Here is a 26,728-nt window from a genome sequence, read left to right on the forward strand (position 1 = left end):
GATCGACAGGTAATCCCCCGATGGCATACCTACCCAATGGCGAGGTGGCTGGGAGTAACTGCGTCAGTTGAAGGTCAATTGCCAACGCCAGCATTGGGTGATGATTATCAGGAGAAGGTTGCCTCCTGGGAAAAATCAAAGCGTTTAGGTCACGCATCAGATCTGGTCGGCAATGCGCTTATATTGAATCAATTTGGTGATCAGAGCGCTATAGCTGCAGCGCAGTTCATTTTTGATAATAGCGAAAAAGCCTCTCCTCTTCTCTTGGAAGTTGCAGAAACGTTTCTTCGCCTATCGAAAAATGAATCGCTTGCACTCCCCAATGTCATAGTCCCAGATGAGAACAATCGCGTCCGAGAAGTAATTTCTAGATTGAAGGCAAGAACGAGAGAATATCCAAGAAATCCAATTTTGTGGATGGATCTGGCATTTTATTACAGTGCACTAGGCCAAACCGAATTAGCCGATCGGGCTGTGACTGTCGCACTGTCATTGAACCAGGAAAATCGGTATCTCCTGCGGTCTGGAGCGCGCTTCTTCATGCACCTGGGGACGCCAGATAAAGCACTTTATTATTTGCGCAAAAGCAACAGTGGACAACAAGACCCTTGGATTGTGGCTGCTGAAATTGCCATCACAGATACCATCGAAGGGACCTCTCAGCGAATGAAAAGTGCGCGAACCATGCTTGAAAATAAGTCCTACGCCAAGTTCCATCTTTCAGAGCTTGCCAGCGCATTAGGAACTATAGAATTAAAAAGCGGAGCACGAAAAAAGGGGAATAAGCTATTTGCTCTCGCCCTGGAAGAGCCCACCGAAAACACTCTGGCTCAGATAACCTTTCTGCAGAACCGTCACGGGGAACCGAGGGGAGCGATTAGTCCTGACCGCTCTGCTCAATCATTTGAAGCAGAGGCAATGTTAAAGGCGCATAACTATGATTTTGATGGCGCTCTAGATGCCTCAAAAAAATGGTTCGCGTATCAACCCTTCAGCTCCCGTCCTGCCGTACATGGATCGTACATAGCAGGCGTCGCTCTTGGAAAGTATGAAGAAGCCATAAAGGTGGCACGGATGGGACTTCTCTCGTCACCTAAGGACGTCATGCTTAAGAACAATCTTGCTTTTTCCTTAGCCTCTGTTGGGAGAGTGGAAGAAGCCAAGGGTGTCCTGGAAGGGATTGAAGAGGACAGACTTTCTGAAAGTGAAAAAAACACCCTAACCGCTACAAGAGGGGTCATATCTTTCCGTAGCGAAGACCATGCGGAAGGCAGAAGACTGTACGGCATCGCCATTGATGGCTTCAAGAAAGAGAAGAGCACAAGGTTAGAAACACTGGCGAAGTTTTTTTGGGCTAGAGAGGAAGAGCGGATAGGCTCGGGGCTTGGGAGGCAGATGGCGGAAGAAGCGATAAAGAATGCCAAGAAACTTGATATACGAGAGTTGATGGGACACTTCGAAAAAAAATAGTGACTGTGGTTAAGGTTGTCGTTTCTGATGAACCCTCCTTCTTTCTCTCCTGACGCGTTTCTCCCCTATATCTCTGCATAACGCTTTGGCAGCATATCGCTCAAGCGCGATCACGGACTGTAGTAAATGGCTGATATAAAAGCCAAGTTTTGACAATTGACTTTATTATAGCAGGCGGCTATAAACACATTATTATAACGGAGGGCTATAAATGAGTCCTAAGCCTAAAAACACGCCGCACCGAGTATTGCTATCGTTGCCCACAGATCTCTACGAGACGATTTCACGCGTATCGGCTGCTATGGAGAAGCCGCGAGCCGAAATCATCCGCGATCTACTAAGTGAACAGCAGCCAATTCTCGAACACATGGCCACGATGTTGGAACAGGCAAAAGCGGGAAAGCTTGATCAGGCTATGAAGGGATGGAAGAAAATGACCGGGGAGGCGTTAAAGGGCCTTGGAGTAATCATGAATCCGCCTGATCTTAAGAAATCCAAACTAAGATCCTAGCGGCGTTATCGGACGTCAGTGTGTAAAAACCAGATTTAAACGGAAGGGGGTGATGGAAATGTCAGAGGAAGTATTCAAACGGCTGTATTCAGTCAGAGAGGCGGCTCGATACCTGGGTATCAGCCAGTGGGCGGTTCGGCATCTCAATTGGTCCAGCAAACTGCCCTGTGTACGGCAGGGACGACGAGTCCTATTCGATATTTACGATATGGACCGGTTCATCGAAAACAACAAGAGGGGGGGACATCATGGGGATGCTTTATCGACGCAAGAAACGCGATCCGACGACAGGGACTTTAGCCGAACAGGGCCCATATTGGATGAAATATTACGTTGACGGCAGACCTATCCAAGAAAGCACGAGGACCAGTGATAAGGAGCGAGCCAAACGGATTCTTAAAATTAAGGAAGGGGAGATCGCTGCAGGGCTGTATCGTGGGCCCAATATCGACAGAACACGCTATGAGGACCTGGCTGAGCTCGTGAGACAAGATTACGAATTAAACAAGCGTAAGACTGGACGTCGGGTCAGTGAATATCAGCACCATTTAGAACCATACTTCCGAAAGATGCGGGTGTCCGCCATCACCACTGAGCGAATCAAAGCCTATATCGTGAAACGCCAAGGAGAAGGCGCGGCAAACGCCACCATCAACCGGGAAACTGGATTTCTGAAGCGTATGTTTCGGATGGGCTTTCAACAAACACCACAACTGGTCGTTCGGGTTCCCCATATTCCCCAACTCAAGGAATACAACATTCGATCAGGATTCTTTGAGCATGAGGATTTTCTCGCGCTTCGAGGCGCCTTACCTGACTATGCCCAGGTGGCTGCAACACTCGCCTACTACAGCGGGATGCGAATGGGGGAGGTCTGCTCGCTGCAATGGCGGCAAATCAATTGGACAGAAGGGAAGCTGTTCCTGCAGGCCCAGGACACCAAAACCAATACGCCCAGAGTTCTCTATCTAACAGGCGATCTCTACCGGGTGCTGTTGGCCTGGAAGACACGCTGCGACCACAAATGGCCTGTTTGTCCCTGGATCTGCCATCGTGGAGGAATTCGCCTACAAAGTTTGAAGCATTCTTGGCGGAAGGCGTGCGAGACGGTTGGCCTCGGCGGGATGGTGAAAGACGAGAAGAAAAAGCACTTGGTGTGGGTAGGTAGAATCCCACATGACTTCCGTCGTACGGCTGTCCGCAATATGGTGCGGGCCGGAGTGCCGGAGAAGGTGGCCATGTCCATTTCCGGCCATAAGACTCGAAGCGTGTTTGACCGGTACAACATTGTGAACGAACGGGACCTCGAACAGGCCGCGCGCTCACTCTCTGCGTACTTTGAGCGTCAGACGGTTACACTTACGGTTACACTCGCAGAACTGCGAGGGGAGAGTAGTGGCTCTGTAAGCCGCCAACCGGTTGATTCGTCAGTGGAATTTATGGAGCTGGCGAGAGGAATCGAACCCCCAACCGGCGGTTTACAAAACCGCTGCTCTGCCAATTGAGCTACGCCAGCCCGCGAGATCAGCTACCTGATTAATACCAAGTGAATCTGAAAGGAAGATTTCGAACCCTACAATTCTTCTTCTCACCTGTCAAGATCTAGGCTGGGTGCGATCGGAGAGAGAAGCTCGCTTTGTGTAGGATCTGATGGCTCAGCTATGCAGGCCATCCTTACTTTCACTTGAATAAAGTCTCAATTCCCAATAAGCTGACTCTGTGTTCAACCATTCAACGAGAGAGTTGTTTCTCGTAGTGCGTTCTAGTCATCCTTATTTAGCCGAACCTGATTTCTTTGGTCCCCTCAGAGAGGAGTGCCCTTGATGAGCCAGTCACATATTCTCGTGATTGATGATGATCCTGCTGTGCGTCAAATCTTGGCGGAGACGCTCGCTGGTGAAGGACATCAGGTGACGGTCATGTCCAGTGGGCTGGACGGAGTAGAGGCTGTCAAGGATCAGCCGGTACATGTGGTGCTGACGGATCTCCAGATGCCGGGGATCGATGGGTTGGAAACCATTGATCGAATCTCAAAAGTCGACTCCAAGATTATTGCGATTGTCATGACGGGTTATGGGACAGTCGACTACGCGGTACGGGCGATGAAAGCCGGCGCATTTGATTTTATTACCAAGCCCTTTGAGCCCGATACCGTGGCGGTAGTGGTCCGAAAAGCATTGGACGTCTACAAGTTGAAGCAGGAAAACCATCTGCTTCGAAAAGCCGTGCGAGATCAGTATCGCCTGGAGCATCTGGTGGGGACGAGCGCACCGATGCGCATGGTACTTGACTTTGTCGAAAAGGTGGCCGATAGCGACAGCACAGTGCTGATTGAAGGTGAGAGTGGGACCGGCAAGGAATTGATCGCGCGGATGTTACATTTCAACAGCATGCGGAGGGAGCGTCCGCTAGTCCCGGTCAACTGCGGGGCCATTCCAGAAACCTTGTTAGAGTCCGAACTGTTCGGGCATGAGAAGGGGGCCTTTACCGGAGCGGCCCATACGCGCCTCGGGCGATTCGAGCTGGCTCATGGCGGAACCATCTTTTTGGACGAGGTCGGGGAGATGAGTTTGCCGTTACAGGTCAAACTACTGCGGGTGTTGCAAGAGCGATGCTTCGAGCGCGTGGGCGGGACAAGGACGATCAATGTCGATGTCCGTATCATTGCGGCGACGAATCAGGATTTGGCGCAAGCGGTTCAAGAGCGCCGGTTCCGACAAGACTTGTATTACCGGCTGCACGTGATTCCCATTCACATTCCGCCATTGCGGGAACGCCGTAGCGATATTCCGCTTCTGGTCAACCATTTCATCGCCCAGTTTAATCAATTGCGGCGGACGGAGATTCTAGGTATGGAGCCCGATGCGTTAGCGCGCATGATGGAAGAAGAATGGCCGGGGAATATCCGGGAACTTGAAAACATGATCGAACGTCTCTGTGTGTTGAAGAAACGGGGCATGATCACTATGAGCGATTTGCCTGAGCGGCCCGTCAAAATGAATGCCGCGAAGGGAGTCGAGTCGCCCGAGCAGTTTGTTCGCTTTTCGGAAGACGGGATCAATTTGACCAAAGAACTCGAACACTATGAAAATAGGCTTATTGGGGAAGCGTTGCGAAAGGCCAATGGAATTACCAGCCGAGCCGCACAGTTGCTTCAAGTGAATCGAACCACACTGGTGGAAAAGCTCAAACGGAAAGGATTTGATCCCAAGACTCACGGGTATTCGGTTCAAAACTAACGTTCCTCACACGTTCTCTCCTCTCACACGTCATTTTTTTGACCGGTCCCACAAAGTGCCTGTCGGGACTTCTGACAACACCTGCTGTCCAGTTTTCGCTGCTGACCGAAATCCTCAAGTGATGCCGCGATTTGGATGATTCCAGAAAGGGCACAGGACTTGCTGATTTGCCCCCTGTGCAATACCGAACTTCGCCACAACAACCCGTCAGGATCCGTATAGGTCTGGCATTTTTCCTGGGTAGTCTGTTCCTCGCTGGGGGCTCTTCTGTTATGGCTGCCGGTGGACCCTCGACGATGCGACAGCAATTACCGGCCATGATGCCTGAGCCGTCGGAATTGGTTCGAGGCGCACTTCCTGATCCAGGGCCTCGCTTGGAACGGATTCCCGAGAGTCCTGAATGGGGTGAGTTTGAACGGGGAGTGGCCCTCTACAATCAGGGGCAGTATCTCGAGGCGCGACTTCACCTGACTAACATGCTGAGAGAGCATCGCGAGATTCCGCTCCGCTCGTCTATTCAAGCATTTCTAACAGAAAGCTCCTTAAAGAGTAGCGCACAAGAACTGAGGCCTCTGGAAATCATCGATCAGTACAAGGCCCTGATTCGAGAAGATCCTCAGTCGACAAATGCCAGGCGGGCCGCCTGGAGAATCGGCGATGTGTATCGTGTCGAAGGTTGGTACCAGGAGGCGCAGATCGCCTACCAGCATGCGCTCAGTCTCTCCGAGCGAGATTCCTACGATGCCAATCGAGCTATGCTCGGTCTGGGCTATGTCTTTCGAGGCATCAAGAGTTGGAAGGACAGCGTACAGACGTTTGATCACGTCCTGAAACGAACCACGGACCCCACGCTGCTGGTGTCCGCGTCGCTGGGACAGGCCCACAGCCTCTATCGAATGGGACGGATCAAGGACGCTGATGGGTTGTATGAAAGCATCAGCAGCCGCTGGCCTGGCGCTCTTCGGGCGGACCCGTTTGCATTGCTGCGTTACGCGGATACAGCCGGAGAAGCCCACCGCGGACCGGTCATGCGGGAACAGCTCCTCCATTTCTACAACCTGTATCCCTCCAGGCCGGAGAATCCATTTGTGTTGATGCACCTGGCCGACAGTTACAAAGAGGCCGGGCGATGGGAAGATGCGAGCATTTTTTATGCGGCGTTGTTGAGCCAGTATCCGGATGCGCAGGTTGTGCCCACGGCCAAGCTCCGATATGCGGAGGTGCAGGAGCATCTCGCTCCCGAAGGCGAGGAGGTCAATCTTCGGCACACGATTGCCGCACATCTCGCGAATGTTCCCCTCAAGCCCGGTGAAATGCTCAGCCCGCGCCAGTTGTTCGAAAGCAGCGCCAAGCAATATGAAGACTCACCGGTTGGAAGCGAGGCGTTATTTCATCTCGGGGAGGCGTTGGAGCGGGCAGGAAAGCGGGAAGACGCGCTGAAAGCCTACGAGCAGGTGGTCCAGCGGGCAGGGAAATTTGAGAACGATCCCTGGCCGGAGAAGGGCGGGGCGCAGCTCGTGAGATTTCTGCGCCCCCGGCTGGAAGCGGCACTTAAAGCAGACGACGATTTTGAGCTCATCAACCTGTTCCACCGTAACGGCCCGTTTGCCGATCGGCTGTACGCCGGTACGGAACTGCTGCTTAAGGTGGCCGAGGCGCATCGTCGGCTTGGATTTCCCATCGAATCGGCGCGGCTCTTTCAGTCGTTGATTCGAGACTCGAAAGCCGAGGCTTTTCACGAAGTCGCCTTAATGGGTCTCGGCGATAGTTACTTGGAACAAAAGGACATGCGCGCGGCCCGGGCCGTCTTCGAGCGGTATCGGTTGCAATTTCCCGTCGGCCGGTTCGCTGGACAGGCGCTGATTGGAATCCTGACGTCCTTCGAGGGCGAAGGAAACACGTCTGGGTTGGTGAAGCTTGGAAAGCAGTGGTTGATACACAACCCTCGCCACCCGGACCGCGCATTGGTTCAGCTGAAGGTAGCCGATGCGTTGAGGCAGGCAAAACGGGATGCCGAAGCCGCTCCCCTCTATGAGAGCGTACTCAAGGCGGGGATGGACCTGTCCGCATTGGACCGGCTGCGATATGCCGATGTTTTGGCAAGACTGAATCGTCAGGAGGCGGCGCTGGCCCTGTATAAGCAGGCATTGGTTGCGGGGTTGGAGCCTGAACAGGAAGCCTGGGCCCAATTTCAAATCGTGCAGCTGGCCAGGGGCGTCAAGCGTGAAGAGTTTGCACGGAGCGGGCTTCGCGCACTGAACGAGAACAGCGATAGCCTGGTTCGGCGTATGGCCGCCGTGCTGCAGACCGAGCTGCCTGAGCCCACTTCCGCCGCAGGAGGCAAAAAGTGATGACAGCGCGCGATGCCGAAGCATCGAACAACGATCTGCTGACACGTGCGTTCCATGACTTTGACCAGGCTGCCACCGTCCTTCAACAGTCGTATGACGCGTTGACGACACGGCTGCAGCAGATGGATCTCGAACTCGCGCAAACCAATGCCAGTTTGCGCGAACATCTACGTGAGACAGAAGAAATGCGCGCCCATGTGACAGCGGTGTTGGAATCGTTGGATACGGGTGTGATCGTCGCGGACTCGCAGGACTCGGTGGTGCGGTGCAATCACGCCACGGAACGTCTGTTGGGGGTTCCGCAAGCCCGCCTCAGGGGGCGTCGAGCGACAGAGGTGCTGGAGGAAATCCGGAAAGACCACGGCGAGTACCCGCTGGTACTTCCGACGGGCGTGACCATTGCCATCTCGCAGAGCGACTTGACCGATGAAACCGGGAGTTTGATCGGCAAACTGGTGTTGATCCATGACGTGACCCACATTCGACAACTGGAAGACCGTTTGCAGCGACGCAATCGGCTGGAGGCCATGGGGCAGATGGTCGGTAACATCGCGCATGAGATCCGGAATCCTCTGGGCAGCGTTGAATTGTTCGCGTCGATGCTGCGCAAGGATCTGCGTGACCAGCCGCATTTGCGGACATACGCGGAGCATATCTCCGTGGCGGTGCAGGCCATGGACCGGTTGTTGTCGAACCTGCTCGTCTATACCAGACCGGACTGTTCGAGGCTGGCATGGCAGGATACGGAATCGCTGATTCGGGAAGTACTTACGCTGGCGAGCCATGCCATGTCACTGGCTTCGATCGTGGTCCGTTGCGAGATCGATCCCCGCGTTCCGAAAATTTGGTGTGACGGCGGGAAAATAAAACAGGTGCTGCTGAATCTTGTTCTGAACGCCGTCCAGGCCATGCCCGAAGGCGGCAGCCTGATATTGTCCGCTCGTATGGCGCCGGAAGAAATCTCAGAATTGCCTGCCATCCAACTCACGGTCAGTGACACCGGCACGGGGATTCCGCTCGAGCTGCAGTCGCGGGTATTCGATCCGTTTTTTACCACGAAAGACCATGGGACGGGATTGGGGCTCGCCATCGTACATGCGCTGGTCGAGGCTCATCACGGCCGCATCGATGTGGAGAGCAGGCCGGGGCAGGGGACCTCATTTGTCATGAGATTACCCCAGGGTTCCATACAACAGCCAACGCTGTCTGCGCGAAACGCCGCGTTGGTCGGCCGGTCCGTGCAAACCCGCCCAATCGAGAATGCAACCGAAGAGGAGATCTACGAATGAGCGTGCAACAGGATTTACAAGGCCCCTCCGCCACTTCCGAAGAAGCTCGGATGGTCCTGATCGTCGATGATGAACCCTCGATGAGAACGGCCTTATCTGAAACCGTCCGCAGATTAGGCTATCAAGTCCGGGGGGCGATCGACGGCGTCGACGCAATTGAGCAGATTGAACGAGTGAAACCCTGGCTGGTGGTGACCGATTTAAAGATGCCGCGCCTGACCGGGCTGGAACTCGTCAAGGCCATCAAACAAAAATCCCCCCAGACGTTCATTGTCCTGATGACCGCCTACGGCACGGTGGAGACAGCGGTGGAAGCGATGAAATACGGCGCCAATGACTACATCTTAAAGCCGTTCTCGACGGACCTATTGGAACGAGTGATTCTCAACCTGCAGGCCACCACGGCGCCGGACGAGCAGGAAGGGCCCGCCACACTGGAAGCGCGGGCGATTTTGACGCAGGACCCGGGCATGATCCGCCTGCTCACCACGCTGGAGGGTGTCGCGGCGAGTCAGGCGACCGTGCTGATCAGCGGCGAGAGCGGGACCGGGAAGGAACTCCTGGCACGCTATATCCACGCGCGCAGTCCGCGCGCGCATCGCCCTTTCGTGGCGTTGAATTGCGCCGCACTCCCGGACAGTCTCCTCGAGAGTGAGTTGTTCGGCCACGAACGCGGCGCATTTACCGGAGCCATTCAGAAAAAGTTAGGCAAGTTCGAAATGGCGCATACCGGGACGCTGTTTCTCGATGAAATCAGCGAAATGAATTTAGGCTTGCAGTCCAAACTTTTGCGCGTCTTGCAAGAGCGTGAAGTCGATCGTATCGGTGGGCGCGAGCCTGTTCCAGTGAATATTCGCGTCATCGCCACGACCAATCGCTCCCTGTATCACGAAGTCACCCAGGGCCGATTCCGTGAGGATCTTTTCTATCGGTTGAACGTGTTTCCCGTCACGGTGCCTCCGCTTCGTGATCGGTCGGGCGATATTCCGCTTCTGGCGAGACATTTCCTTCGCTCCTCGGCACAGCGAAACGGACTCACCATGCCGACGTTGTCCGAGCGGGCGATCGCCGATCTCCAGCAGCGTCCCTGGAAAGGCAACGTTCGTGAACTCGAAAATGTCATGGAGCGTGCCATCCTGGTAGCCACCGGAGGGGCGGTCGATGTGGATCATCTGATGCCGGGCGATGGCACGGTGCCGGTACGGGAGGTAGAGGCCGGCGACGCGATCGTGACGCCCTCCGCGCATGGGTCGCTATGGGAGATGGAACGGGATCTTATTTTCAAGACCCTGGCCCGCGTGAAAGAAAACCGCACGCATGCGGCGAAGGAATTGGGGATCAGTATCAGAACGCTACGGAATAAATTGCGGGAGTATCGCGACATGGGGTACCAGGTCGAGGCCGAGAAGTCCTAATGTCGCTTGCAGGGAGATGGGCAGATTATTCTCCGAGGTGGACATTTTTGCCGGGTGCCGACCTAAGCGGCGCACCAAAAAAGGACGCGGTCCGGATTCGATGAGCCGCAAGCGCGGTATACGTATTGCACATCCTGCGATGGTGAAGCTTTTCTAAGGAGCGTCGGACATGACTATTTTTGACAGAACCATGCAGTTGTTGAGTCGGTCGCTGGATCTTCGCGGTGCTCGCCAGCAGGTGATCGCGGCGAATATCGCCAACGAAGAAACGCCCAAGTATCGCGCGAAGGATTTGAATTTCGGTCAGGCACTGGCCAATGCACAGCAGGGCAAGTTGCCGATCTCTCTGGTTTCCACCAACGCTCAACATTTCGGGCCACAAGGCACTGGTTATCAACGGGTCCACGGCCAGCTCGAAGACGTGCCGGCAGGCGATCTGCCGCTGGACGCCAATTCCGTCAACATTGAATTGGAAATGGCCAAAATGTCGGATAACGCTCAGCAATACAACACCGCAGCGACCATCATCGGGATGAAGTTCAAAGGTCTTTTGGGTGCCATTCGAGAAGGACGGTAGGCGCGATCGTGGGAAACACTCAACTCATGACTTCCGGAAGCAACCAGAAAGAGGTGTGTGATGGAATTGACAGATAGCCTTGCGGTCTCCGTCTCCGCGCTGGATGCCCATCGGCATCGACTCAATGTCATTGCCAGCAACCTGGCCAACGCCCAGTCGACGAAAACCAGCACGGGCGGTCCCTATCGCCGCCGTGATGTCGTGTTTCAGGCCGCGCCCGTATCCTCGGCGTTTCAAAAGGCCTTCAAGCAAGTGACGTCCGGACCAGGCCGTCAAGCGTTGGACGGTGTCAAAGTCGCTCGCGTCATCGAAGACAAGAAGCCCGGACAGACGGTATATGACCCGCGTCATCCCGATGCCGATAAAAAGGGATTCGTGACGATGCCCAATGTGAATGTCATGGAAGAGATGGTCAACATGATCGGCGCCTCGCGCGCCTATGAAGCGAACGTGCAGGCGATTAACGCGACCCGCACCATGTGGAATCGTGCGTTGGAGATCGGGAGGTAGTCATGTCTGATCTGCGTATTGCGGGAGCGAATGGCTTCCGACCGATTGAGATGCCTGAGATTCACGAGGCGGGGCCAGGCGGTGAGGCCGGCGCAGCGAACTTCATGGGCTCCCTCAAGGAGGCCATCGGGCATATCAACGATGCACAGACCGGCGCCAGCCAGGCCGTCGATGCGTTGGTGACCGGGCAGAGCACCAACATTCATCAAACCATGGTGGCATTGCAACAGGCCGATGTGTCTTTTCAGTTGATGATGCAGGTGCGGAACAAGCTGGTCACCGCCTACGAGGAAATTCAGCGGATGCAGATTTAGGCGGTTGTTGTCCGGTCGCCGGTCTCATGCATAAAGGATTCCACACCGTATGTTTTCAAAATTCAGCCAGTTCACGATCAACCAACGCTTCATCATCCTGCTCGCGCTCGCCGGGTCCATTGCAGGACTGGTCGCGGTAACCCTCTGGACGCAACAGCCGGATATGCAGGTGCTCTTTGCCAACCTGGCGGTCGATGATGCGTCAGGCATAATCGACAAACTGAAAGATGCGAAGGTGCCCTACGAGACGGCCAACGGAGGGACCACCGTGCTGGTGCCCAGCGCGCAGGTGCATGACTTGCGTTTGGAGATGGCGGGGCAAGGTCTCCCGCATGGCGGGGGCGTGGGATATGAGATTTTCGATCGGACGACCATGGGCATGTCCGATTTCGTGCAGAAGTTGAATTATCGACGGGCCTTGCAGGGCGAGTTGGCCCGCACCATCACTCAAATGCCGGAGGTGGAACGAGCACGGGTGCATTTGGCGATTCCTGAACGACGGCTGTTCGCCACCGAGCAGGACCGTGCGCGAGCCTCTGTGGTGGTGTCCCTGCGCGCCAGTCAAACGTTGTCGAAGGCGCAAATTCAGGGCGTGGTGCACCTGGTGTCCAGCAGCGTCGAAGGGCTTCAAGCTCGCGATGTGACCGTCGTCGATGGCCACGGCAATTTATTGTCCAACACCTCCAGCGATGAATCAGCCGGGCTCTCCGGAACCCAGATGGAATATCAGCGTACGCTGGAAAAGGACATCGAGACTCGTATTCAAACGATGTTGGAACGGATTGTCGGCGTCAATAAGGCCGTGGTGCGCGTGTCGAGTGTGCTGGATTTCCGCAAAATCGAAACCACCGAAGAACGCTACGATCCGAACGGGCAGGTCGTTCGCAGTGAGCAGCGCGGACAGGAAAAATCGAGCGGGGTGAACGGCGCCTCGGGCGGCGTGCCCGGCGTCGAGTCGAACGTGCCGGGTGGCACCGAAGCCGAAGGCGGACAAACCAGCTCGAACAACAACCAGACGAAAAATGAGACGGTCAATTATGAAATCAGCCGGACCGTGTCGCGCATCGTGGAGCCGACCGGCACCATCAAGAAGCTCTCGGTCGCAGTCCTGGTAGACGGCACGTATGAGGGCGGGGGCAAGGCGGGCGAAGGCGGTGCGGATCAGCCCAAGAAATATGTGCCTCGTTCTGAGGAAGAAATGAAACGCATCGAAGAAATCGTCAAGAAGGCGATGGGGTATTCGACCGAACGGCAGGATCAAGTGGAAGTGGTGAGCATTCAGTTCGGGCTAGGAGCGGAGGAACCGGCCGGTGGGGTCGAGGCCACGCCGGATGCGAGCAAGGCCTGGATGCCTTACGTGCGCTACGCGGTCGGCGGTGTTCTGTTTTTCCTGATTTTCTTCATGGTGGTTCGCCCGCTGATGGTGATGCTGGTTCAGTCCGCGCCCGCAGCCGGCGGCGGCGAGACGCCGGCGCTGCCCGCGTCGGTGGGACAGGTTGAAGCGGCCATCAGCGGCAAGCAGCCGGGGCAGATCCTCGATATGGCCAAGAACAACCCCGCCAATACCGCCGTCGTCGTGAAACAGTGGTTGAAGAGTAACGCCTAACCAAGCAGATCATGAATAAAGAACTGTCGGGCGCACAAAAAGCGGCGATCCTACTTCGAGCCATCGGTGAGGAAGCGGCGGCGGCGGTGATGAAGACCCTCGACCCGAAGGATATTCGCAAGCTCGGGAGCTTCATGAAAGAGACCGCAAACATTACGAAACAGGAAGAGGACAGCGTGATCGCCGAATTTGAGCAGGCGAGCTCATCCGGCGAGGTGCAATTCGAGGGACGCGAATTCATGGAAGCCATTCTGAAGAAGGCGCTGGGTCCTGAAAAGGCTGCCAGAATGATGGAGTCCTTGAATACGAAGACCTATCCAGGTATCGACGCCCTGAAGTGGGTCGATCCCCGAACCGTCGCGCAAATTCTCAAGATCGAACATCCCCAGACGATCGCCGTCTGCCTGGGACAAATGGAAGCCGAACAGGCCAGTGCCGTGCTGGCGTTGTTGCCGGTACATCTGCATGCCGACGTGTCGCTGCGATTGGCGACAATGCAAGAAGTGCAGCCGGAAGTGCTGTCCGAATTGAGCGATAGTTTACAGGAAATTCTGTCGGCTTCGATGGGCATGTCGAGCATGTCGGTCGGCGGCGCCGAGCTGATGGCCGATATTCTGACGCGTGTGGATAAGAACACCGAAGGGGCCATTATGGCCAAGATCACCGAACGCGATCAGGCCCTGGCAGAAAGCATCCGGGCGCTGATGTTCGTCTTCGATGACCTGGTGGAACTGGATTCCCGCGGCATGCAGGAACTCATGAAGGAAATCAGCAAAGAAGACCTCCCGGTCGCGCTTCGTGGCGCCACGCCGGAGATCAAGGAGAAGTTTCTCAAGAATATGTCCAGTCGCGCCGCCGAAATGCTCAAGGAAGACATGGAAACGCGCGGGCCGGTCAAGGTATCCGATGTCGAGAAAGCGCAGCAGAACATTCTCAAAGTCTGTCGCAAGCTTGAGGAGGAAGGTCGCATCGTGATCGGGGGCGGGGGAGGCGAGGAGTTGCTGTAGATGAGAACCGTTGATGTGGGAAGTCGCCTGCCACAGATGTCTCCCGCGGACAATGAGAAGGAACTCGCCCCACGGGCCATTCTCATCGTTGACGACGAACCATCCATCGGCTTCCTCTTGACCGAAATGCTGCAGTCCACAGGGCACCCGATTCTCACGGCCGGGTCTGTCAGCGAGGCCCTGACGCACCTCAAGTCCCGCCCGATTGCCGTGCTGATCGTCGATGTTCAATTGGCCGGAACGGATGGAATTGCTTTCTTGCAACAGGCGTTGGAGGTCGATAGCCGTCTCCTGAGTATCGTTATGACCGGACACGGCAACATCGAACTGGCTGTGCGTGCCATGAAATCAGGCGCCGCGGACTTCTTAACCAAACCGTTCGAAGTGGAATTGGTCAGACAATCCGTGTCGCGACTGCTGGAGCTCTATCGTCTCAGGCAGGAGAATACGGTCCTCACGCGCACCTTGATTCGTTCCGGCAACATTCAGTTGCGGACGGTGCCGCTGGCCGATTTCAGCCGAGGGAATCGGCCCTTCGGAACGGATGACGTGACCGAATTCGAGCGGGGCTTGGCGGAGGGGGAAAAGCGGGCCACGGAGCGGGTCTCCTCGCTGCGTCAACGGGAACAGGCGCTGGTCGCCTCACTGATGGCGCAGTTGGAGGGAAGCTGGCGCAATCTGCACGACACGGTGGAAGAAGAAGTCGCATCCCTTTCGTTCATGATCGCGCAAAAGGTCCTGCGCGAACTGGTGACGGAAAAACGTGAGGTGATCGTGACGCAGGTACGAACGGCACTGGCCCATTTGCATGAAAGCGGGCTTGTCCGGATCCGGGTGCATCCGTCGGATCTGCCGCTGCTCGAAGCGTCGCGGGCGGCATTGAGTCAGACTCCGCATGGGCTATTGACCCTGAAATTTGAAACGGATCCCGGTATTAGCCCGGGGGGCTGTCTCGTGCAGGCGCAGAGCCTCTTGATCGACGCCACGCTGGATACCCAACTGCTGCGGCTCGGTGAAGCCTTGAGAAAGCGGGATACCGGTGAAGCTTAGCGAACGTCTCGAACAAGTCGAACCCTTGTCCGTCACGGGCCGGGTGGCCCAAGCCGTCGGGATCGTCATTGAGGCCTCGGGGCCGTTCACCTCTGTCGGAGAGGTCTGCGAGATCACTCGCGAAGGTGGTCATGGCGCCGTGATGGCAGAAGTGGTCGGATTCCGGGAGGATCGTGTGCTGTTGATGCCGCTGGGTGAAATGCAGGGCATCGGACCGGGCAGCCGTGTCGTGATGAAAGGGCACGTGGCTTCGGTGTCGGTCGGACCGCAGATGTTGGGGCGCATTTTCGATGGACTCGGGCACCCGCTGGACGGATTGCCGCCGGTGCGCACCGACGTCCAGGTTCCATTGTATGCGCCTCCGCTGAATCCATTGCATCGCGCCAGAATTACCCAGCCGGTCGATCTTGGCATTCGGTCGATCAATGCCCTGTTGACCTGCGGCCAAGGCCAGAAAATCGGCGTGTTCGCCGGCTCCGGGGTGGGAAAAAGTGTCTTGTTGGGCATGATCAGCCGGTATACGCAGGCGGACATCAGGGTCATCGCCCTCGTCGGCGAACGGGGCCGCGAGGTCAAAGAGTTCCTGGAGCGCGACCTGACACCGGAAGCACGGGCCCGCTCCATCGTTGTAGTCGCGACTTCGGATCAACCGCCGCTGGTGCGCATTCGCGGCGCCTTAGTGGCGACGGCTATCGCCGAATATTTTCGCGATTGCGGCAAACATGTGTTGCTGATGATGGATTCCCTTTCCCGCCTGGCCTATAGCCAGAGGGAAGTCGGGCTCGCCATCGGTGAACCTCCCACCACCAAAGGGTATACACCGTCCGTCTTTGCCGTGTTGCCGAAGTTGTTGGAACGGGTCGGACCGGCACAAAGCGGGGGCAGCATTACCGGGCTCTATACCGTGCTTGTCGATGGCGACGACCTCAATGATCCGGTCGCGGATGCCGTACGCTCCATTCTCGACGGACACATTGTGCTCTCGCGTGAACTCGCCGCGCGCAATCACTTTCCGGCCATCGATATTCTGCAGAGTACCAGCCGGGTCATGCGCGACATTGTCACGCCGGCACACTATGCCGCGGCACGATTGGTCCTGGAACGCACGGCGCTCTATCGGCGATCTGAAGATCTCATCACACTGGGCGCGTATAAGCCGGGCACGAGCAAGGAGCTGGATAAAGCCGTGTCCGCTCATGAAGGCATCACGGCGTTTCTGCGGCAGGAGACGAAGCAGTCCGTCGGGTTGTCGCAGTCCATTGATGCCTTGCTGGCGCTGGCGGGAACGATTCAATGAACGTGACCGTGCTCCGCACCTACGCGATCCAACTTGAAGAGGTCGCCAAGCTCGAGTTGGCGGAACTCGCGAGCGCGCTGCAGCAGACGGTCGACCGTATGACGATGTTGGATTCGCGGGCGAGGGCGGATGCCGACCAATATTTGCTCCAGGTGCGACAGGGGAGCACCGTGGATCAGGTGTACGGTCACCTCGACGCGATGGATCAGGCCATCGCAGCACGGAAGAGCATGGAGCAGATGCAGAGGGATCAACAGGTCAAAATGGAAGACAAACGCGGAGAGCTCCTGGAAGCCATGCAGTATCGCAAGAAGCTGGACCTCCTTGATGCGCGCGCCGCGCTGGAACGACGTCGTCGACGAGAACGGCAGGATCAGCAGCTGCTGGATGAACGAGCCTGGCGACGGAGTCCATTACAACAGGGAGAACGGGCATGATCGCGATGGCGAGGGGTGACGTTCGAACAATCTGCACAAGGGGGATCCTCAGGGTTGCCTTCAGTGTGGCCCTTCTGGGAGGCATGGGCACGGCAGTCGTCGCGGATGAAGGTGCTCCGGCGCCGGCAGCAGTGAAGGAAGAACCAAAAGCCGACGCGATCAAAAAAGAGGTCCAAGGTCCTGCCATCAGCACGCCGCGTGAAATTTTTCAGATGCTGGAGCAGCGCAAACGGGCCCTGGATAAGCGTGAGGCGGCGTTACGCGGATCGGAGATGCATCTCCTGGAACTCAAAGCGGAACTCGAACAGATTGTGACGCGGCATGAACAGGCAGTTGAGGCTGAAAAAAAGCGTCGTCAGGCAGCCCAGAACAAGGCGACGAGTGAAGCGGAGAAGCCCAAGCCGACGGCCAAACCGGGAGGGGCGGCCAACGTCAATCAGACCCAGCTGGCGAAAATCTACGAAGCGATGCCGGCTGAGGAAGCCGCCGCCCGTCTGGAGCGTATGCCGGATAGGAAGGCGCTCGAAGTGTTACGCCTGATTAAGGGCAAATCTGCCGGGGCGATCCTCGCTGAAGTCAAACCGGAGCGCGCTGCCCGCCTGACCGAACAATTGCTGACGGCCCCGTAAACAGACCCTTCGTGTCCCGGTGATTCGGCAGGTTTTGCCGTCACCTCCTGCAGAAACTTCCGTCTTCAAGTCTCCGCGTTTAGTCCTCCTTGCAAAAATCCCGTGTCATGCGCGCTTTTCTCGTTCGACGTGGATGGCACGGCCTTTGTAATGCTGTTCCATGACAACGCACGGGGTTCGAAACGGACAGGAACACCTATGGCCACTGACATGCAGCCCTTCTTGAACGGAATTCCAAGTCACAGCACTCATGGCGCCCCAGTCGCGCGAGAACGCCAGGCGACGGCTCACGGTTCGGCGCCATCTCGCACATTCGATTCGTTGCTTGAGCGAGCAGAAGCCCACCGGGGGGCGATGACACCGGAACCGGCCTCAGCTCGAGCCGCATCGAAACCGGCTTCACCGACTCGTTCGTCGCATCATTCCAAGGTGGAATCAGACAAGCAAGGAGCTGCTCGCTCTAGGGAGTTCGCACGGCAGGAACGAGCTGCCAGCCTAAAAGAAGAGTCCTGTGTGAAGGCTGACTGTGTGTCCGACACGGAAGTCGAGAGCCCCAATGCTGAAGACAATACTGAACAGGCTGAGGATCAGAGCACGCAACGGCAGGAGATCCTTGTGGCCGCGTTGCTTCTTCCCACGCCTGCGGTCGCACAGACGCCAGTACAGATCAGTGGTGAAACGGATTCGGAATTGGACCCCTCTGCGGATGGCGCCGGAAAAGTGGCGCCTACAGCCGCCACAGGCCCTCACGAGACGCCTTCCGCTCAGCTCGCAGCGCTGGATCCCTCGGTACAGACATCTGAAGAGGCACTCGTCGGCCAGGCTGCAACGGCCCAGGCGCAGACGTCAGACATAAAAGAATCCGCTGAAAAAGAACAGCCAGGCGAGGGAATGATTGATATGTCGGCGTTCCCTCATCCCGACAGTCATGGTGAGGCGAGAGAAGTGAGCGCGGATCGAACGGACGCGGCCGTCACCGCGAGCACGATCGATCCGGAGAAAGTGACGACTGTCGCTGCGGCTGTCACGACACGCACGGCAGAGGCAGGAGGCATGAAACAGGCTGACGGCGATCGGGTTGACCGGCCGGCATTTCTTGAAGATCTCGCACAGGACAGTCCGGTGAGCACCGAACAGGGAAGTGCGAACGCCGGGAAATTTCTCGAGAATGAGTCAGAGCCGTTTTCCGACTCTTCTGCCGATGCCGATCGCTCGATGCCGAATAAAGCCATGAGCAACGGGCCGATCGATCGTTCGTTGTTCCTGGACCGGATGAGTGGACTGAATCAACCGGCCCCGCCTCCCTCCGAAAGCGCCGTCGGCCGCAACGAGGCCGGCCAGCCCGCTGCAGTCCTGCGAGCAGCAGAAGCCGAACGCATGAGCGAGCTTCGAGGAGCCTCGCCCGTCTCACAAAGCGTCATGCTGGACTTGGATCCCCTGGACATGGGCCCCTTGCGAGTCCGTGTCATGATGAGCGACCAAACGGTCCATGCGCATATCCGGACGGAACATGGAGAACTGGGACAAGGCCTCCTGCAACAGGGGCAGTCACTGGAATCATCGCTCCGCACGACAGGCCTCGAAATGGGCATGTTGCGGGTCACCGTCGATCAACAACAGGGTCGGAACGACAATGCCTGGATGTTTCAACAGCAGCATCAGGATCGCCCGACGACCTCGTCCGGCCAGCGGTCCACGACGGGAGAAGAAGAGCGCAGTGCGAGGGGAGAGACCGGCGACTACACGAATGAACGCGTCAGTATATTTGCATGATTGGAGGTCCCATGGATATCAGCAAGGTGATTACACAGGCGACACCCCCAGACTCATCCACGCCGACCACCGATGGTCCGAAGCCGCTGGGAAAAGACGATTTCCTGAAGCTGCTCGTCACCCAGCTTCAGCATCAAGATCCGCTGAAGCCGATGGAAAATGAGGACTTCGTCGCGCAAACCGCACAGTTCTCGCAGCTGGAACAAATGTCCAAGCTGGTGTCCTTGATGGAGAAAAGTGTGACGCTTCAGGAAAACGCGCAGAACAAAACCGCGACCACCGGCACGACGGCCGTCGCATAACGGCCATCGCCCTGCGGTGCGGGCGAACGCTTGGGAGAACGTTTCAGGTCGTGGTAACAAGGAGGATGAGACAATGGGCATTTTAACGTCGATGTTTACGGCAGTGACCGGCTTGAGCTCCTACGGCAACGCCATGGGGGTGATCGGGAACAATATCGCCAACGTCGGGACCGCAGGATTTAAGTCCAGCCGGGCGACCTTTTCGGACCTGATTTCATCCAGCCTGGGCGGTGGCTCCGGCAGCGATCAAATCGGTCTCGGCGTGTTCCTCAACGATGTGCAGACCAATTTCTCCCAAGGGTCGATGACGACCACAGGCAATACCTTCGACCTGGCGATCGATGGAAACGGCTTCTACCTGGTGAGAAACACGTCCGGCGCCAATTTCTATTCGCGGGCCGGCCAATTCAAAGTCGACAGTGTCGGTCAGGTCGTCGATAGCAGCGGAGCTCTGTTGCAAGGCTACCAGGCCGACACGAACGGCAACATCACGAGCACGATCGGCGGCATTACACTGACATCGAGTGCCGTACCGCCGGTCGCGACGACCAGCGCCGAGATACTTGGGAATCTCAATGCCAATGCGACGGCGCCGACGACAGCCTTCAGCGTCACCGATACGACCTCCTACAATTTCTCCACGGGCATGACGTTCTATGACTCCCTGGGGAACTCCCATCAAATGCAGTTGTATTTCCGCAAGACGGCGGCGAATGCCTGGGGCGTGTACTCTCAAATCGACGGGGGTGCGGCTGCCGCCCAAACCAACATGACGTTTAACGCCAGCGGCGCCGTGACCGCGGGCGGAACACAGACGGTGACTGCGACACTGACCAACGGCGCCACCACGCCGCAGGCCATGACGGTGGATTTGTCCTCTCTGACGCAATTCGGCGCCGCTTCCGGTGTCGCGAGTCAAACGCAAGACGGCTATTCATCGGGCACGCTCGACCGCATCAGCGTCGATAAAGAAGGACGAGTGATGGCCCAATTCACGAACGGGGAAACACGTGCTCTTGCTCAGGTCGTCTTGAGCCGCTTTACCAATCCCGACGGCTTGGTCAACGTCGGCGACAATCACTTTCTGGAGACGGTCGAGTCCGGGGCGGCTCTGGCCGGTGCCCCGACCGTAAATGGATTGGGCAGAGTCCTGTCGGGAACCGTGGAGCAATCCAACGTGGATCTCGGGAAGGAGTTTGTGGACATGATTATTACGCAGCGCGCATTTCAAGCCAATTCACGTGCGATTACGACGAGCGACGAAATGTTGCAGGAACTCGTGAATCTCAAACGGTAAGCGAGGAGGGCCCTGATGCGCCTGGTAAGCACGCGTCAGGGCCCAAGTCGGCAATTTCTACCTAGCGTTTCGCCAACACACAGTCCCCTCACGTCTTCTCACCGTCGTCAACATTCTGTCGGCCCTCGCAAAGCCCGCGTCACTCCGCTGACACGGTCTCAGGCCCGGTCTTCGTTCGCACGTGCCCGGGAAACGTCGTGACCTGAAATCAGTGGGTTATCGCAGGCGCCGGTCCAGAGAGCGAAATCTGTAGAGGCCTGTTGTCGGTCGTCGCGTGGCATATGCATTGCACAACCGAGCAGCGCCGGCAAACACTGTCCGCAGGAGGTTCGTATGTCAGAAGCAACTGAAGAGAAGGCGCCCGCAGCGCCCGCGGGTATTCCCATGAAGATGGTCATCATCATCGTCGCGGGGGTATTGGTTCTCGGCCTGGGTGGCGCCTTTGCGATGTTCAAAATGATGGGCGGACCCTCCGGCGAGAAGGCGCATAGCGAAAACGGAGGAGAGAAGCAAGTCGCTCACGGGGAGGCCGAAGACAAAGGCGGGGGGCATGGGGCCGTTGCCGATGCCAGTGCGATTGCCGACCTGGACCCCTTTATCGTCAACCTTGCGGACACGCCTGAAATTCGTTACCTCAAAGTGACCCTCAAGGTGGAGGCCGACAGCTCAAACACCGTTGAGCAGATCAAAGCGCGCACTCCGCAAATCCGCGACGCCATCCTCGTGTTGCTGACCGGGTTGGATTCCGCCACCGCCCGCTCGCCTCAAGGTAAACACAAATTGCGCGAGGACATCACGGATCGCATCAACGGGTTGCTGCCGAAAAAGTCGGTGAAGTCCACCTACTTCACGGAATTCGTCATTCAATAGTCGATCGTCGTTCGCCGGGACGCCATGGATAAAATACTCTCTCAAGAAGAAATCGATGCCTTAATGGGCGGCGTCATGTCCGGCGAAGTGGAGACGGCTCCGAAGGAAGAGGAAGATCCGGGCGGGGTCAAAACGTACAGCCTCACCAGCCAGGAACGCATCATTCGCGGGCGTATGCCCACGATGGAGATGATCAACGATCGGTTCACGCGTCAGCAATCCATCTCCTGGAGTGCCGTGCTGCGCGAGAAGATCGAATTCAGCGTCCTCGGCACCCAAATCATGAAGTTCGGGGACTTCATTCAAAAAGTTCCGGTTCCCTCCTCCTTCAATCTGTTCGCCATGGAGCCGATGCGAGGCAACGGGCTCTACGTCATGGATGCCATGCTGGTGTACCTGATTGTGGATTTCTTCTTCGGTGGAAAAGTGCAAACGCATGTGAAGCCTGAAGGCAGAGAGTTCACCACCATTCAAGTTCGGCTGATTAAGAAGCTGGTTCAGCAGGCGCTGGCCGATCTGGAGAAAGCCTGGCAGGCCGTGATGCCGGTGAAGATCGGGTACTTACGATCGGAGAGCAACCCGCAGTTCGCCATGGTCGTGACGACGTCTGAAATCGTCGTGGTGGTGACGTTACAGGTGCACCTGGGCGACATCTCCCGCGAAATGTTTATCGCATATCCCTACTCCATGTTGGAGCCGATCAAAGAAAAACTGTATTCCGGTTTGTTTGCCGACAATGTCGAGCAGGACAGCAGTTGGGGCAGTCGTTTCAAGGATTCCTTACAGGAATGCGACGTGGCTATGACCGTGCAGTTGGGAACCGCGCGTATCAATGTGCAGGACTTGCTCAATTTCAATCCCGGCGATGTGTTGATGCTCGACCAACATCCCGGCGATCCGATGCTGTGCCTGGTCGAGGGCGATCCGAAATTTCAAGGGCAGCCCGGGATCTTTAAGGGTAATCATGCGTGCCGCGTGACCAAGATATTGGGGTAGAGCGTCCCGGAACTAAAGGAGATTTGCGCATGGGCAACGGAGACACCACTGCACCGTCGGACGCTTCCAATGCCGGCGCCGGGGACATCAACGTGCAACCGACCTCGTTTCCCCCTGTTGACAATCAGAACGCCGTGCCCGCCAACAAGAACATCGAGTTTGTGCTCGATATTCCGCTGCAAGTGACCGTGCAGATCGGCTCGACACGGATGCTGATCCGGGAGTTGCTGCAGTTGGGGCAGGGGTCGGTCATCGAACTCAACAAGCTGGCCGGCGAACCGATGGAAGTGCTGGTCAACAACAAATTGGTCGCGCGCGGCGAAGTCGTCGTGGTCAACGAAAAGTTCGGGATTCGCCTCACGGATGTCGTGAGTCCGAATCAGCGCATTCAGCAACTCGGGTAGTCGGCGCAACGTGCGGCAATGCCGCCGCTCCGGCGGCGAGAGGAATGAACGGTCCCCATGGAGATTTGGGAAAGCGTGGTTCGCATGGTGTCGGCGCTCGGGGTCGTCCTGGCATTGATCCTGGGTCTGCTGGCCGTGGCGCGATCCGCCGTCGGGCGTCGGTTTCTCCCTGTGAATGGCGCACCGTTGGTCAAGATTTTAGGAAGTGGTCCGCTCGGATCCAGAAAGCACGTGATGGTGGTGGCAGTGGCAGGAGAGGTGCTCATCCTGGGCACCACCGCCACCGATTTGGTGCCGCTCGGAAAAATTGCCGATCCTGACGTCGCGAAACGCCTCATCGCCGAGGCGTCCGTGCTGCCGTCCGGAGCAGCAATCGGAATCCCCGGGTCCGGCAACCTTGAGGAGACAGCACGTGCACACAGCTAGTCTCCTGAGCCCGCCGAGAGAGGCGTCGGCCGCGCAACGTTCCGGATGGTGGGCCGGTCTCCTCATCAGTCTGGTCGTGCTCGCCTGCCTGTTCAGCGTCTCCTTCGCATACGCCGAAGGGCCTTCCTTGACGATCGATCTCGGCCAGGGCGGCAGCAAGCAGACTGCCGTGGTCCTGCAGATTCTGGCCCTGTTCACCGTCCTCTCCCTAGCGCCCGCCTTGTTCATCATGGTGACGTCGTTTACGCGTATGGTCATCGTGCTGTCCTTTCTTCGCCAGGCCATGGGGACGCAGCAGGTACCGCCCAATCAAGTTCTGATCAGCCTCGCGTTGTTTCTGACCATGTTCGTGATGGCTCCCGTCGGACAGGCCGTCTACAAGGATGCCCTGCAACCGCTGCTCGCCGAGCAAATCGGGTACGAAGATGCCTGGAATCGAGGGATTCAGCCGATCCGGGCGTTCATGTTGAAACAAATGCGCGACAAGGATCTCGAACTGTTCATGGAGCTGTCGCATGCGCCCAAAGCGACGCAAGTAGAACAGGTGCCGATCCACGTGATCATTCCTGCCTTCGTCCTGAGTGAGCTGCGCATTTCGTTTCAAATCGGATTTCTCCTCTACATTCCGTTCCTCATCGTGGACATGGTCGTCGCCAGCGTCCTGATGTCTATGGGCATGATGTTGTTGCCGCCCGTCATGATCTCCTTGCCGTTCAAATTGATTTTGTTCGTGCTGGCTGACGGCTGGTATCTGGTCGTCGGATCGATGGTCAGGAGCTTTCAGTAGGAGCGCACGCATGACGATTGAAACAGTCACAGAAATCGGTCGCCAAGCGATTGAAACCACCATGCTGGTGTCGGCGCCGATCTTGGGTTTGAGCCTGATCGTAGGGTTGCTGGTCAGCACCTTTCAGGCGATGACTCAGATCAACGAAGCGACGTTGACCTTTGTGCCTAAGGTGCTGGCGGTGTTCGCCGCCACACTCTTGTTTCTGCCGTGGATGATGGGTGTCCTCATTGCATTTATGACCCATATCATCACGAGTATCCCGTCCCTGATTCACTGATAGGCCCGTTACTACGATGAGCGCTGCGCAAACCCTGCATCTCGCACTGCCTCAGTTCCAGGCCTTTTCCATCCTGCTGGTGCGGATTGCCGGCATTGTCAGCGTCTTTCCTATCCTCAATACGCGCACGATTCCAATGCCGGTCAAAACAGGACTCGTCGCCACGCTGGGCCTGGTCTTGGCGCCGATCATTCACCTGCCGAGCCTGCCGACGGATCCGGCCTTGGTCATCGCCGGGATCGGCAGCGAGTTTCTGATCGGGCTGACGATCGGTTTGGCAGTGCGACTGCTGTTCTCGGGCTTCCAGGTCGCCGGTGACATGATCGGCACGCAGATGGGCTTCAGCGCCATTCAAATGTTCGATCCCATGAGCCACCAGAACACGCCGATCATTGCACAATTTCAACTCACGCTCGGCTCCTTGGTATTCCTCTCTCTCAACGCGCATCTGCTGGTGGTGCATGCGATCGGCATGAGCTACGAATACGTGCCGCCGTTCGGCGCTTCGTTATCCGACGGCATCGCTCAGGATATCGTTCACCTGGCGCAGAACATGCTGGGGGTCGCCCTCAAGCTCGCGGCTCCCGTCTTCGCGACTCTCCTGATCGTCAATACCGTCCTGGCAATCCTTGGTCGGGCGGTACCTCAGATGAACGTGTTCGTCACGAGTTTTCCGATCACCATCGGGGCGGGCTTCCTCGCGATGAGCCTGGCGATGCCCTTCACCTTGTTGTTGTTTGAAAAAGAATTCGAAACCCTGGTGGAAACCATTCTCGGACTCCTGAAGGCACTCGGTCATGGCTGACAGCGGACAGAATCGGACAGAACAGGCAACCCCGAAACGCAAAGCGGATGCGAGGGCGAAAGGCCAGGTCGCTCTCAGCCGGGATGCCGCCATGGCAGTAGGATTGCTGGGGAGCTTGGGCGCCCTCTATTGGATGACGCCGGGCATCCTGAACAAGCTTCGAGAGTCGCTGCAGTTGTGGCTGAGCAAATCCATGGAGGAGTCCACACAGCGGACACTGAGTCTCGACCATCTGCACTTGATCTTAAGGCAGATCGGGATCGATGTGTTTATCATGCTCGGCCCGGTCATTGCCGGGATCGCGGTGGTCGGCGTGGGTGCCAACCTCATGCAAACCGGTTTCCTCTGGAAGCGAGACGGACTGCAGTTGGAGTTTTCCCGCATTAGCCCGATGGGCGGTTTCTCACGGCTCTTCTCCGTCCGGTCCTTCAGCGAACTGGTGAAATCGTGGCTCAAGATCTTCGCCATCGGAGGAGTCGGCTATCTCACGATCAAGCAGGATATGCTGTTGTTCTCTCCTCTGACACAATTCGGCATGGAGACGCTCTTGCCGACGGTAGGGTGGGCGACATTCAAAGCTGCGCTCATGATGGGCGGTGCAGCCCTGGTGATCGGCGGCCTCGACTATGGCTTCCAACGGTTTGAATGGGAGCGTGACCTCCGCATGTCACGCGACGAAATCAAAGAGGAAAGCCGGGCGGCAGAAGGAGACCCAGGGCTGAAGGCCAAGATCCGCAGCACTCAGAGAGAGATGTCCCGGAAACGCATGATGGCAGAGGTACCCAAGGCCGACGTGATTATCACCAACCCGACACACCTGGCGGTGGCCCTGAAATATGACTCCAAGGCGATGGGAGCGCCGGTCGTCGTCGCAAAAGGCGCCGGCTTTGTCGCGGAAAAGATCCGGGAAATCGGTCGACAACACGGAGTCATGATCGTCGAAAACAAGCTGGTCGCACGAACCCTCTTCAAACTGGTCGAGGTAGGCCGGGAAGTGCCCGAGGATCTCTATCGTGCAGTCGCCGAAATCCTGGCGTTTGTGTATCGCGTGCGCGGCAAACTGCCGCCGGCGTAGATCCGATTGGA

At 57.0% G+C, this 26,728-nt stretch carries 27 protein-coding genes, 1 tRNA gene and 1 pseudogene; 28 read left to right on the plus strand and 1 reads right to left on the minus strand.

What is annotated here, in order from left to right; translation table 11 throughout:
* Positions 1-36 precede the first annotated feature (36 nt).
* The 4 genes and pseudogenes from NSND_RS01545 to NSND_RS21995 all read left to right on the plus strand — a co-directional run.
* Entirely contained in the window at positions 37-1,470 is a 1,434-nt protein-coding gene (locus tag NSND_RS01545) for a tetratricopeptide repeat protein (RefSeq protein WP_143833343.1), read from the plus strand.
* Positions 1,471-1,681: 211 nt separating this feature from the next.
* Complete coding sequence (locus NSND_RS01550; protein ID WP_080877295.1) at positions 1,682-1,981, plus strand: ribbon-helix-helix domain-containing protein; 300 nt, start codon at positions 1,682-1,684, stop codon at positions 1,979-1,981.
* Between the two features lie 58 nt (positions 1,982-2,039).
* Positions 2,040-2,318: a helix-turn-helix domain-containing protein gene (locus NSND_RS21990; protein WP_369974226.1), complete on the plus strand. Its 279-nt coding sequence runs from the start codon at positions 2,040-2,042 to the stop codon at positions 2,316-2,318.
* Between the two features lie 352 nt (positions 2,319-2,670).
* Positions 2,671-3,264 (plus strand): annotated as a pseudogene (locus tag NSND_RS21995) (site-specific integrase); the annotation flags it as partial.
* Between the two features lie 157 nt (positions 3,265-3,421).
* Here NSND_RS21995 and NSND_RS01565 read toward each other — a convergent pair.
* A tRNA-Thr gene (locus NSND_RS01565) sits at positions 3,422-3,497 on the minus strand.
* A gap of 307 nt (positions 3,498-3,804) precedes the next feature.
* Between NSND_RS01565 and NSND_RS01570 the strand changes: the two genes are divergently transcribed.
* The 24 genes from NSND_RS01570 to flhB all read left to right on the plus strand — a co-directional run bounded on the left by NSND_RS01570 (position 3,805) and on the right by flhB (position 26,717).
* Positions 3,805-5,220 carry a sigma-54-dependent transcriptional regulator gene (locus NSND_RS01570; protein ID WP_080877297.1) on the plus strand — a complete coding sequence of 472 codons (1,416 nt, stop codon included), beginning with the start codon at positions 3,805-3,807 and terminating at the stop codon, positions 5,218-5,220.
* Between the two features lie 296 nt (positions 5,221-5,516).
* Entirely contained in the window at positions 5,517-7,571 is a 2,055-nt protein-coding gene (locus NSND_RS01575) for a tetratricopeptide repeat protein (protein ID WP_159450570.1), read from the plus strand.
* Entirely contained in the window at positions 7,571-8,860 is a 1,290-nt protein-coding gene (locus NSND_RS01580) for a two-component system sensor histidine kinase NtrB (RefSeq protein WP_080877299.1), read from the plus strand. The genes NSND_RS01575 and NSND_RS01580 overlap by 1 nt, the downstream gene beginning before the upstream one ends.
* On the plus strand, positions 8,857-10,275 hold the full coding sequence (locus NSND_RS01585) for a sigma-54-dependent transcriptional regulator (protein ID WP_080877300.1): 1,419 nt from the start codon (positions 8,857-8,859) through the stop codon (positions 10,273-10,275). The genes NSND_RS01580 and NSND_RS01585 overlap by 4 nt, the downstream gene beginning before the upstream one ends.
* 169 nt (positions 10,276-10,444) lie before the next feature.
* The gene (gene flgB, locus NSND_RS01590; protein ID WP_080877301.1) at positions 10,445-10,852 is read left to right on the plus strand and encodes a flagellar basal body rod protein FlgB; all 408 of its coding nucleotides are present in this window, start codon (positions 10,445-10,447) and stop codon (positions 10,850-10,852) included.
* A gap of 60 nt (positions 10,853-10,912) precedes the next feature.
* Complete coding sequence (gene flgC / locus NSND_RS01595) at positions 10,913-11,362, plus strand: flagellar basal body rod protein FlgC (RefSeq protein WP_080877302.1); 450 nt, start codon at positions 10,913-10,915, stop codon at positions 11,360-11,362.
* A gap of 2 nt (positions 11,363-11,364) precedes the next feature.
* Positions 11,365-11,676, plus strand: coding sequence for a flagellar hook-basal body complex protein FliE (fliE, locus tag NSND_RS01600; RefSeq protein WP_080877303.1), 312 nt, complete (start codon positions 11,365-11,367; stop codon positions 11,674-11,676).
* 49 nt (positions 11,677-11,725) lie between these two features.
* Positions 11,726-13,282: a flagellar basal-body MS-ring/collar protein FliF gene (gene fliF, locus NSND_RS01605; RefSeq protein WP_080877304.1), complete on the plus strand. Its 1,557-nt coding sequence runs from the start codon at positions 11,726-11,728 to the stop codon at positions 13,280-13,282.
* 11 nt (positions 13,283-13,293) lie between these two features.
* The gene (fliG, locus tag NSND_RS01610; RefSeq protein ID WP_013248823.1) at positions 13,294-14,289 is read left to right on the plus strand and encodes a flagellar motor switch protein FliG; all 996 of its coding nucleotides are present in this window, start codon (positions 13,294-13,296) and stop codon (positions 14,287-14,289) included.
* Positions 14,290-15,339: a response regulator gene (locus NSND_RS01615; RefSeq protein WP_080877305.1), complete on the plus strand. Its 1,050-nt coding sequence runs from the start codon at positions 14,290-14,292 to the stop codon at positions 15,337-15,339.
* Complete coding sequence (locus NSND_RS01620) at positions 15,329-16,636, plus strand: FliI/YscN family ATPase (RefSeq protein ID WP_080877306.1); 1,308 nt, start codon at positions 15,329-15,331, stop codon at positions 16,634-16,636. Before NSND_RS01615 ends, NSND_RS01620 begins: the two co-directional genes overlap by 11 nt.
* Positions 16,633-17,073: a flagellar FliJ family protein gene (locus NSND_RS01625; RefSeq protein ID WP_080877307.1), complete on the plus strand. Its 441-nt coding sequence runs from the start codon at positions 16,633-16,635 to the stop codon at positions 17,071-17,073. The genes NSND_RS01620 and NSND_RS01625 overlap by 4 nt, the downstream gene beginning before the upstream one ends.
* A gap of 65 nt (positions 17,074-17,138) precedes the next feature.
* Positions 17,139-17,702, plus strand: a complete 564-nt coding sequence (locus NSND_RS01630) for a MotE family protein (protein ID WP_143833345.1) — start codon at positions 17,139-17,141, stop codon at positions 17,700-17,702.
* Positions 17,703-18,215: 513 nt separating this feature from the next.
* Positions 18,216-19,475, plus strand: coding sequence for a flagellar hook-length control protein FliK (locus tag NSND_RS01635; protein ID WP_159450571.1), 1,260 nt, complete (start codon positions 18,216-18,218; stop codon positions 19,473-19,475).
* An 11-nt stretch (positions 19,476-19,486) separates the two neighbouring features.
* Positions 19,487-19,777 carry a flagellar hook assembly protein FlgD gene (locus NSND_RS01640; RefSeq protein WP_049787298.1) on the plus strand — a complete coding sequence of 97 codons (291 nt, stop codon included), beginning with the start codon at positions 19,487-19,489 and terminating at the stop codon, positions 19,775-19,777.
* 73 nt (positions 19,778-19,850) lie between these two features.
* On the plus strand, positions 19,851-21,074 hold the full coding sequence (flgE, locus tag NSND_RS01645; RefSeq protein WP_080877310.1) for a flagellar hook protein FlgE: 1,224 nt from the start codon (positions 19,851-19,853) through the stop codon (positions 21,072-21,074).
* Positions 21,075-21,407: 333 nt separating this feature from the next.
* Complete coding sequence (fliL, locus tag NSND_RS01650; protein WP_080877311.1) at positions 21,408-21,944, plus strand: flagellar basal body-associated FliL family protein; 537 nt, start codon at positions 21,408-21,410, stop codon at positions 21,942-21,944.
* Positions 21,945-21,968: 24 nt separating this feature from the next.
* On the plus strand, positions 21,969-22,940 hold the full coding sequence (gene fliM / locus NSND_RS01655) for a flagellar motor switch protein FliM (protein WP_080877312.1): 972 nt from the start codon (positions 21,969-21,971) through the stop codon (positions 22,938-22,940).
* Entirely contained in the window at positions 22,931-23,344 is a 414-nt protein-coding gene (gene fliN, locus NSND_RS01660) for a flagellar motor switch protein FliN (protein ID WP_369974235.1), read from the plus strand. Before fliM ends, fliN begins: the two co-directional genes overlap by 10 nt.
* Before the next feature lie 57 nt (positions 23,345-23,401).
* Positions 23,402-23,770 (plus strand): FliO/MopB family protein, encoded by a 369-nt coding sequence (locus tag NSND_RS01665; protein WP_080877314.1) that lies wholly within the window; start codon positions 23,402-23,404, stop codon positions 23,768-23,770.
* Entirely contained in the window at positions 23,757-24,557 is an 801-nt protein-coding gene (fliP, locus tag NSND_RS01670) for a flagellar type III secretion system pore protein FliP (protein ID WP_200810454.1), read from the plus strand. Before NSND_RS01665 ends, fliP begins: the two co-directional genes overlap by 14 nt.
* Positions 24,558-24,567: 10 nt before the next feature.
* Positions 24,568-24,837: a flagellar biosynthesis protein FliQ gene (gene fliQ, locus NSND_RS01675; RefSeq protein WP_013248837.1), complete on the plus strand. Its 270-nt coding sequence runs from the start codon at positions 24,568-24,570 to the stop codon at positions 24,835-24,837.
* 16 nt (positions 24,838-24,853) lie between these two features.
* Complete coding sequence (gene fliR, locus NSND_RS01680; protein ID WP_080877315.1) at positions 24,854-25,642, plus strand: flagellar biosynthetic protein FliR; 789 nt, start codon at positions 24,854-24,856, stop codon at positions 25,640-25,642.
* Positions 25,635-26,717, plus strand: coding sequence for a flagellar biosynthesis protein FlhB (gene flhB, locus NSND_RS01685; protein WP_080877316.1), 1,083 nt, complete (start codon positions 25,635-25,637; stop codon positions 26,715-26,717). The genes fliR and flhB overlap by 8 nt, the downstream gene beginning before the upstream one ends.
* The last annotated feature ends 11 nt before the right edge of the window (positions 26,718-26,728 follow it).

Origin of the sequence: Nitrospira sp. ND1 (assembly GCF_900170025.1) — a bacterium.
Lineage (GTDB): Bacteria > Nitrospirota > Nitrospiria > Nitrospirales > Nitrospiraceae > Nitrospira_A.

Excerpts from the sequence above, each read along its gene's own strand:
- NSND_RS01545 (WP_143833343.1), top strand. The coding sequence starts at position 37 with ATGGCGAGGTGGCTGGGAGTAACTGCGTCAGTTGAAGGTCAATTGCCA.
- NSND_RS01550 (WP_080877295.1), top strand. The coding sequence starts at position 1,682 with ATGAGTCCTAAGCCTAAAAACACGCCGCACCGAGTATTGCTATCGTTG.
- NSND_RS21990 (WP_369974226.1), top strand. The coding sequence starts at position 2,040 with ATGTCAGAGGAAGTATTCAAACGGCTGTATTCAGTCAGAGAGGCGGCT.
- NSND_RS01570 (WP_080877297.1), top strand. The coding sequence starts at position 3,805 with ATGAGCCAGTCACATATTCTCGTGATTGATGATGATCCTGCTGTGCGT.
- NSND_RS01575 (WP_159450570.1), top strand. The coding sequence starts at position 5,517 with ATGCGACAGCAATTACCGGCCATGATGCCTGAGCCGTCGGAATTGGTT.
- NSND_RS01580 (WP_080877299.1), top strand. The coding sequence starts at position 7,571 with ATGACAGCGCGCGATGCCGAAGCATCGAACAACGATCTGCTGACACGT.
- NSND_RS01585 (WP_080877300.1), top strand. The coding sequence starts at position 8,857 with ATGAGCGTGCAACAGGATTTACAAGGCCCCTCCGCCACTTCCGAAGAA.
- flgB (WP_080877301.1), top strand. The coding sequence starts at position 10,445 with ATGACTATTTTTGACAGAACCATGCAGTTGTTGAGTCGGTCGCTGGAT.
- flgC (WP_080877302.1), top strand. The coding sequence starts at position 10,913 with ATGGAATTGACAGATAGCCTTGCGGTCTCCGTCTCCGCGCTGGATGCC.
- fliE (WP_080877303.1), top strand. The coding sequence starts at position 11,365 with ATGTCTGATCTGCGTATTGCGGGAGCGAATGGCTTCCGACCGATTGAG.
- fliF (WP_080877304.1), top strand. The coding sequence starts at position 11,726 with ATGTTTTCAAAATTCAGCCAGTTCACGATCAACCAACGCTTCATCATC.
- fliG (WP_013248823.1), top strand. The coding sequence starts at position 13,294 with ATGAATAAAGAACTGTCGGGCGCACAAAAAGCGGCGATCCTACTTCGA.
- NSND_RS01615 (WP_080877305.1), top strand. The coding sequence starts at position 14,290 with ATGAGAACCGTTGATGTGGGAAGTCGCCTGCCACAGATGTCTCCCGCG.
- NSND_RS01625 (WP_080877307.1), top strand. The coding sequence starts at position 16,633 with ATGAACGTGACCGTGCTCCGCACCTACGCGATCCAACTTGAAGAGGTC.
- NSND_RS01640 (WP_049787298.1), top strand. The coding sequence starts at position 19,487 with ATGGATATCAGCAAGGTGATTACACAGGCGACACCCCCAGACTCATCC.
- flgE (WP_080877310.1), top strand. The coding sequence starts at position 19,851 with ATGGGCATTTTAACGTCGATGTTTACGGCAGTGACCGGCTTGAGCTCC.
- fliL (WP_080877311.1), top strand. The coding sequence starts at position 21,408 with ATGTCAGAAGCAACTGAAGAGAAGGCGCCCGCAGCGCCCGCGGGTATT.
- fliM (WP_080877312.1), top strand. The coding sequence starts at position 21,969 with ATGGATAAAATACTCTCTCAAGAAGAAATCGATGCCTTAATGGGCGGC.
- NSND_RS01665 (WP_080877314.1), top strand. The coding sequence starts at position 23,402 with ATGGAGATTTGGGAAAGCGTGGTTCGCATGGTGTCGGCGCTCGGGGTC.
- fliQ (WP_013248837.1), top strand. The coding sequence starts at position 24,568 with ATGACGATTGAAACAGTCACAGAAATCGGTCGCCAAGCGATTGAAACC.
- fliR (WP_080877315.1), top strand. The coding sequence starts at position 24,854 with ATGAGCGCTGCGCAAACCCTGCATCTCGCACTGCCTCAGTTCCAGGCC.
- flhB (WP_080877316.1), top strand. The coding sequence starts at position 25,635 with ATGGCTGACAGCGGACAGAATCGGACAGAACAGGCAACCCCGAAACGC.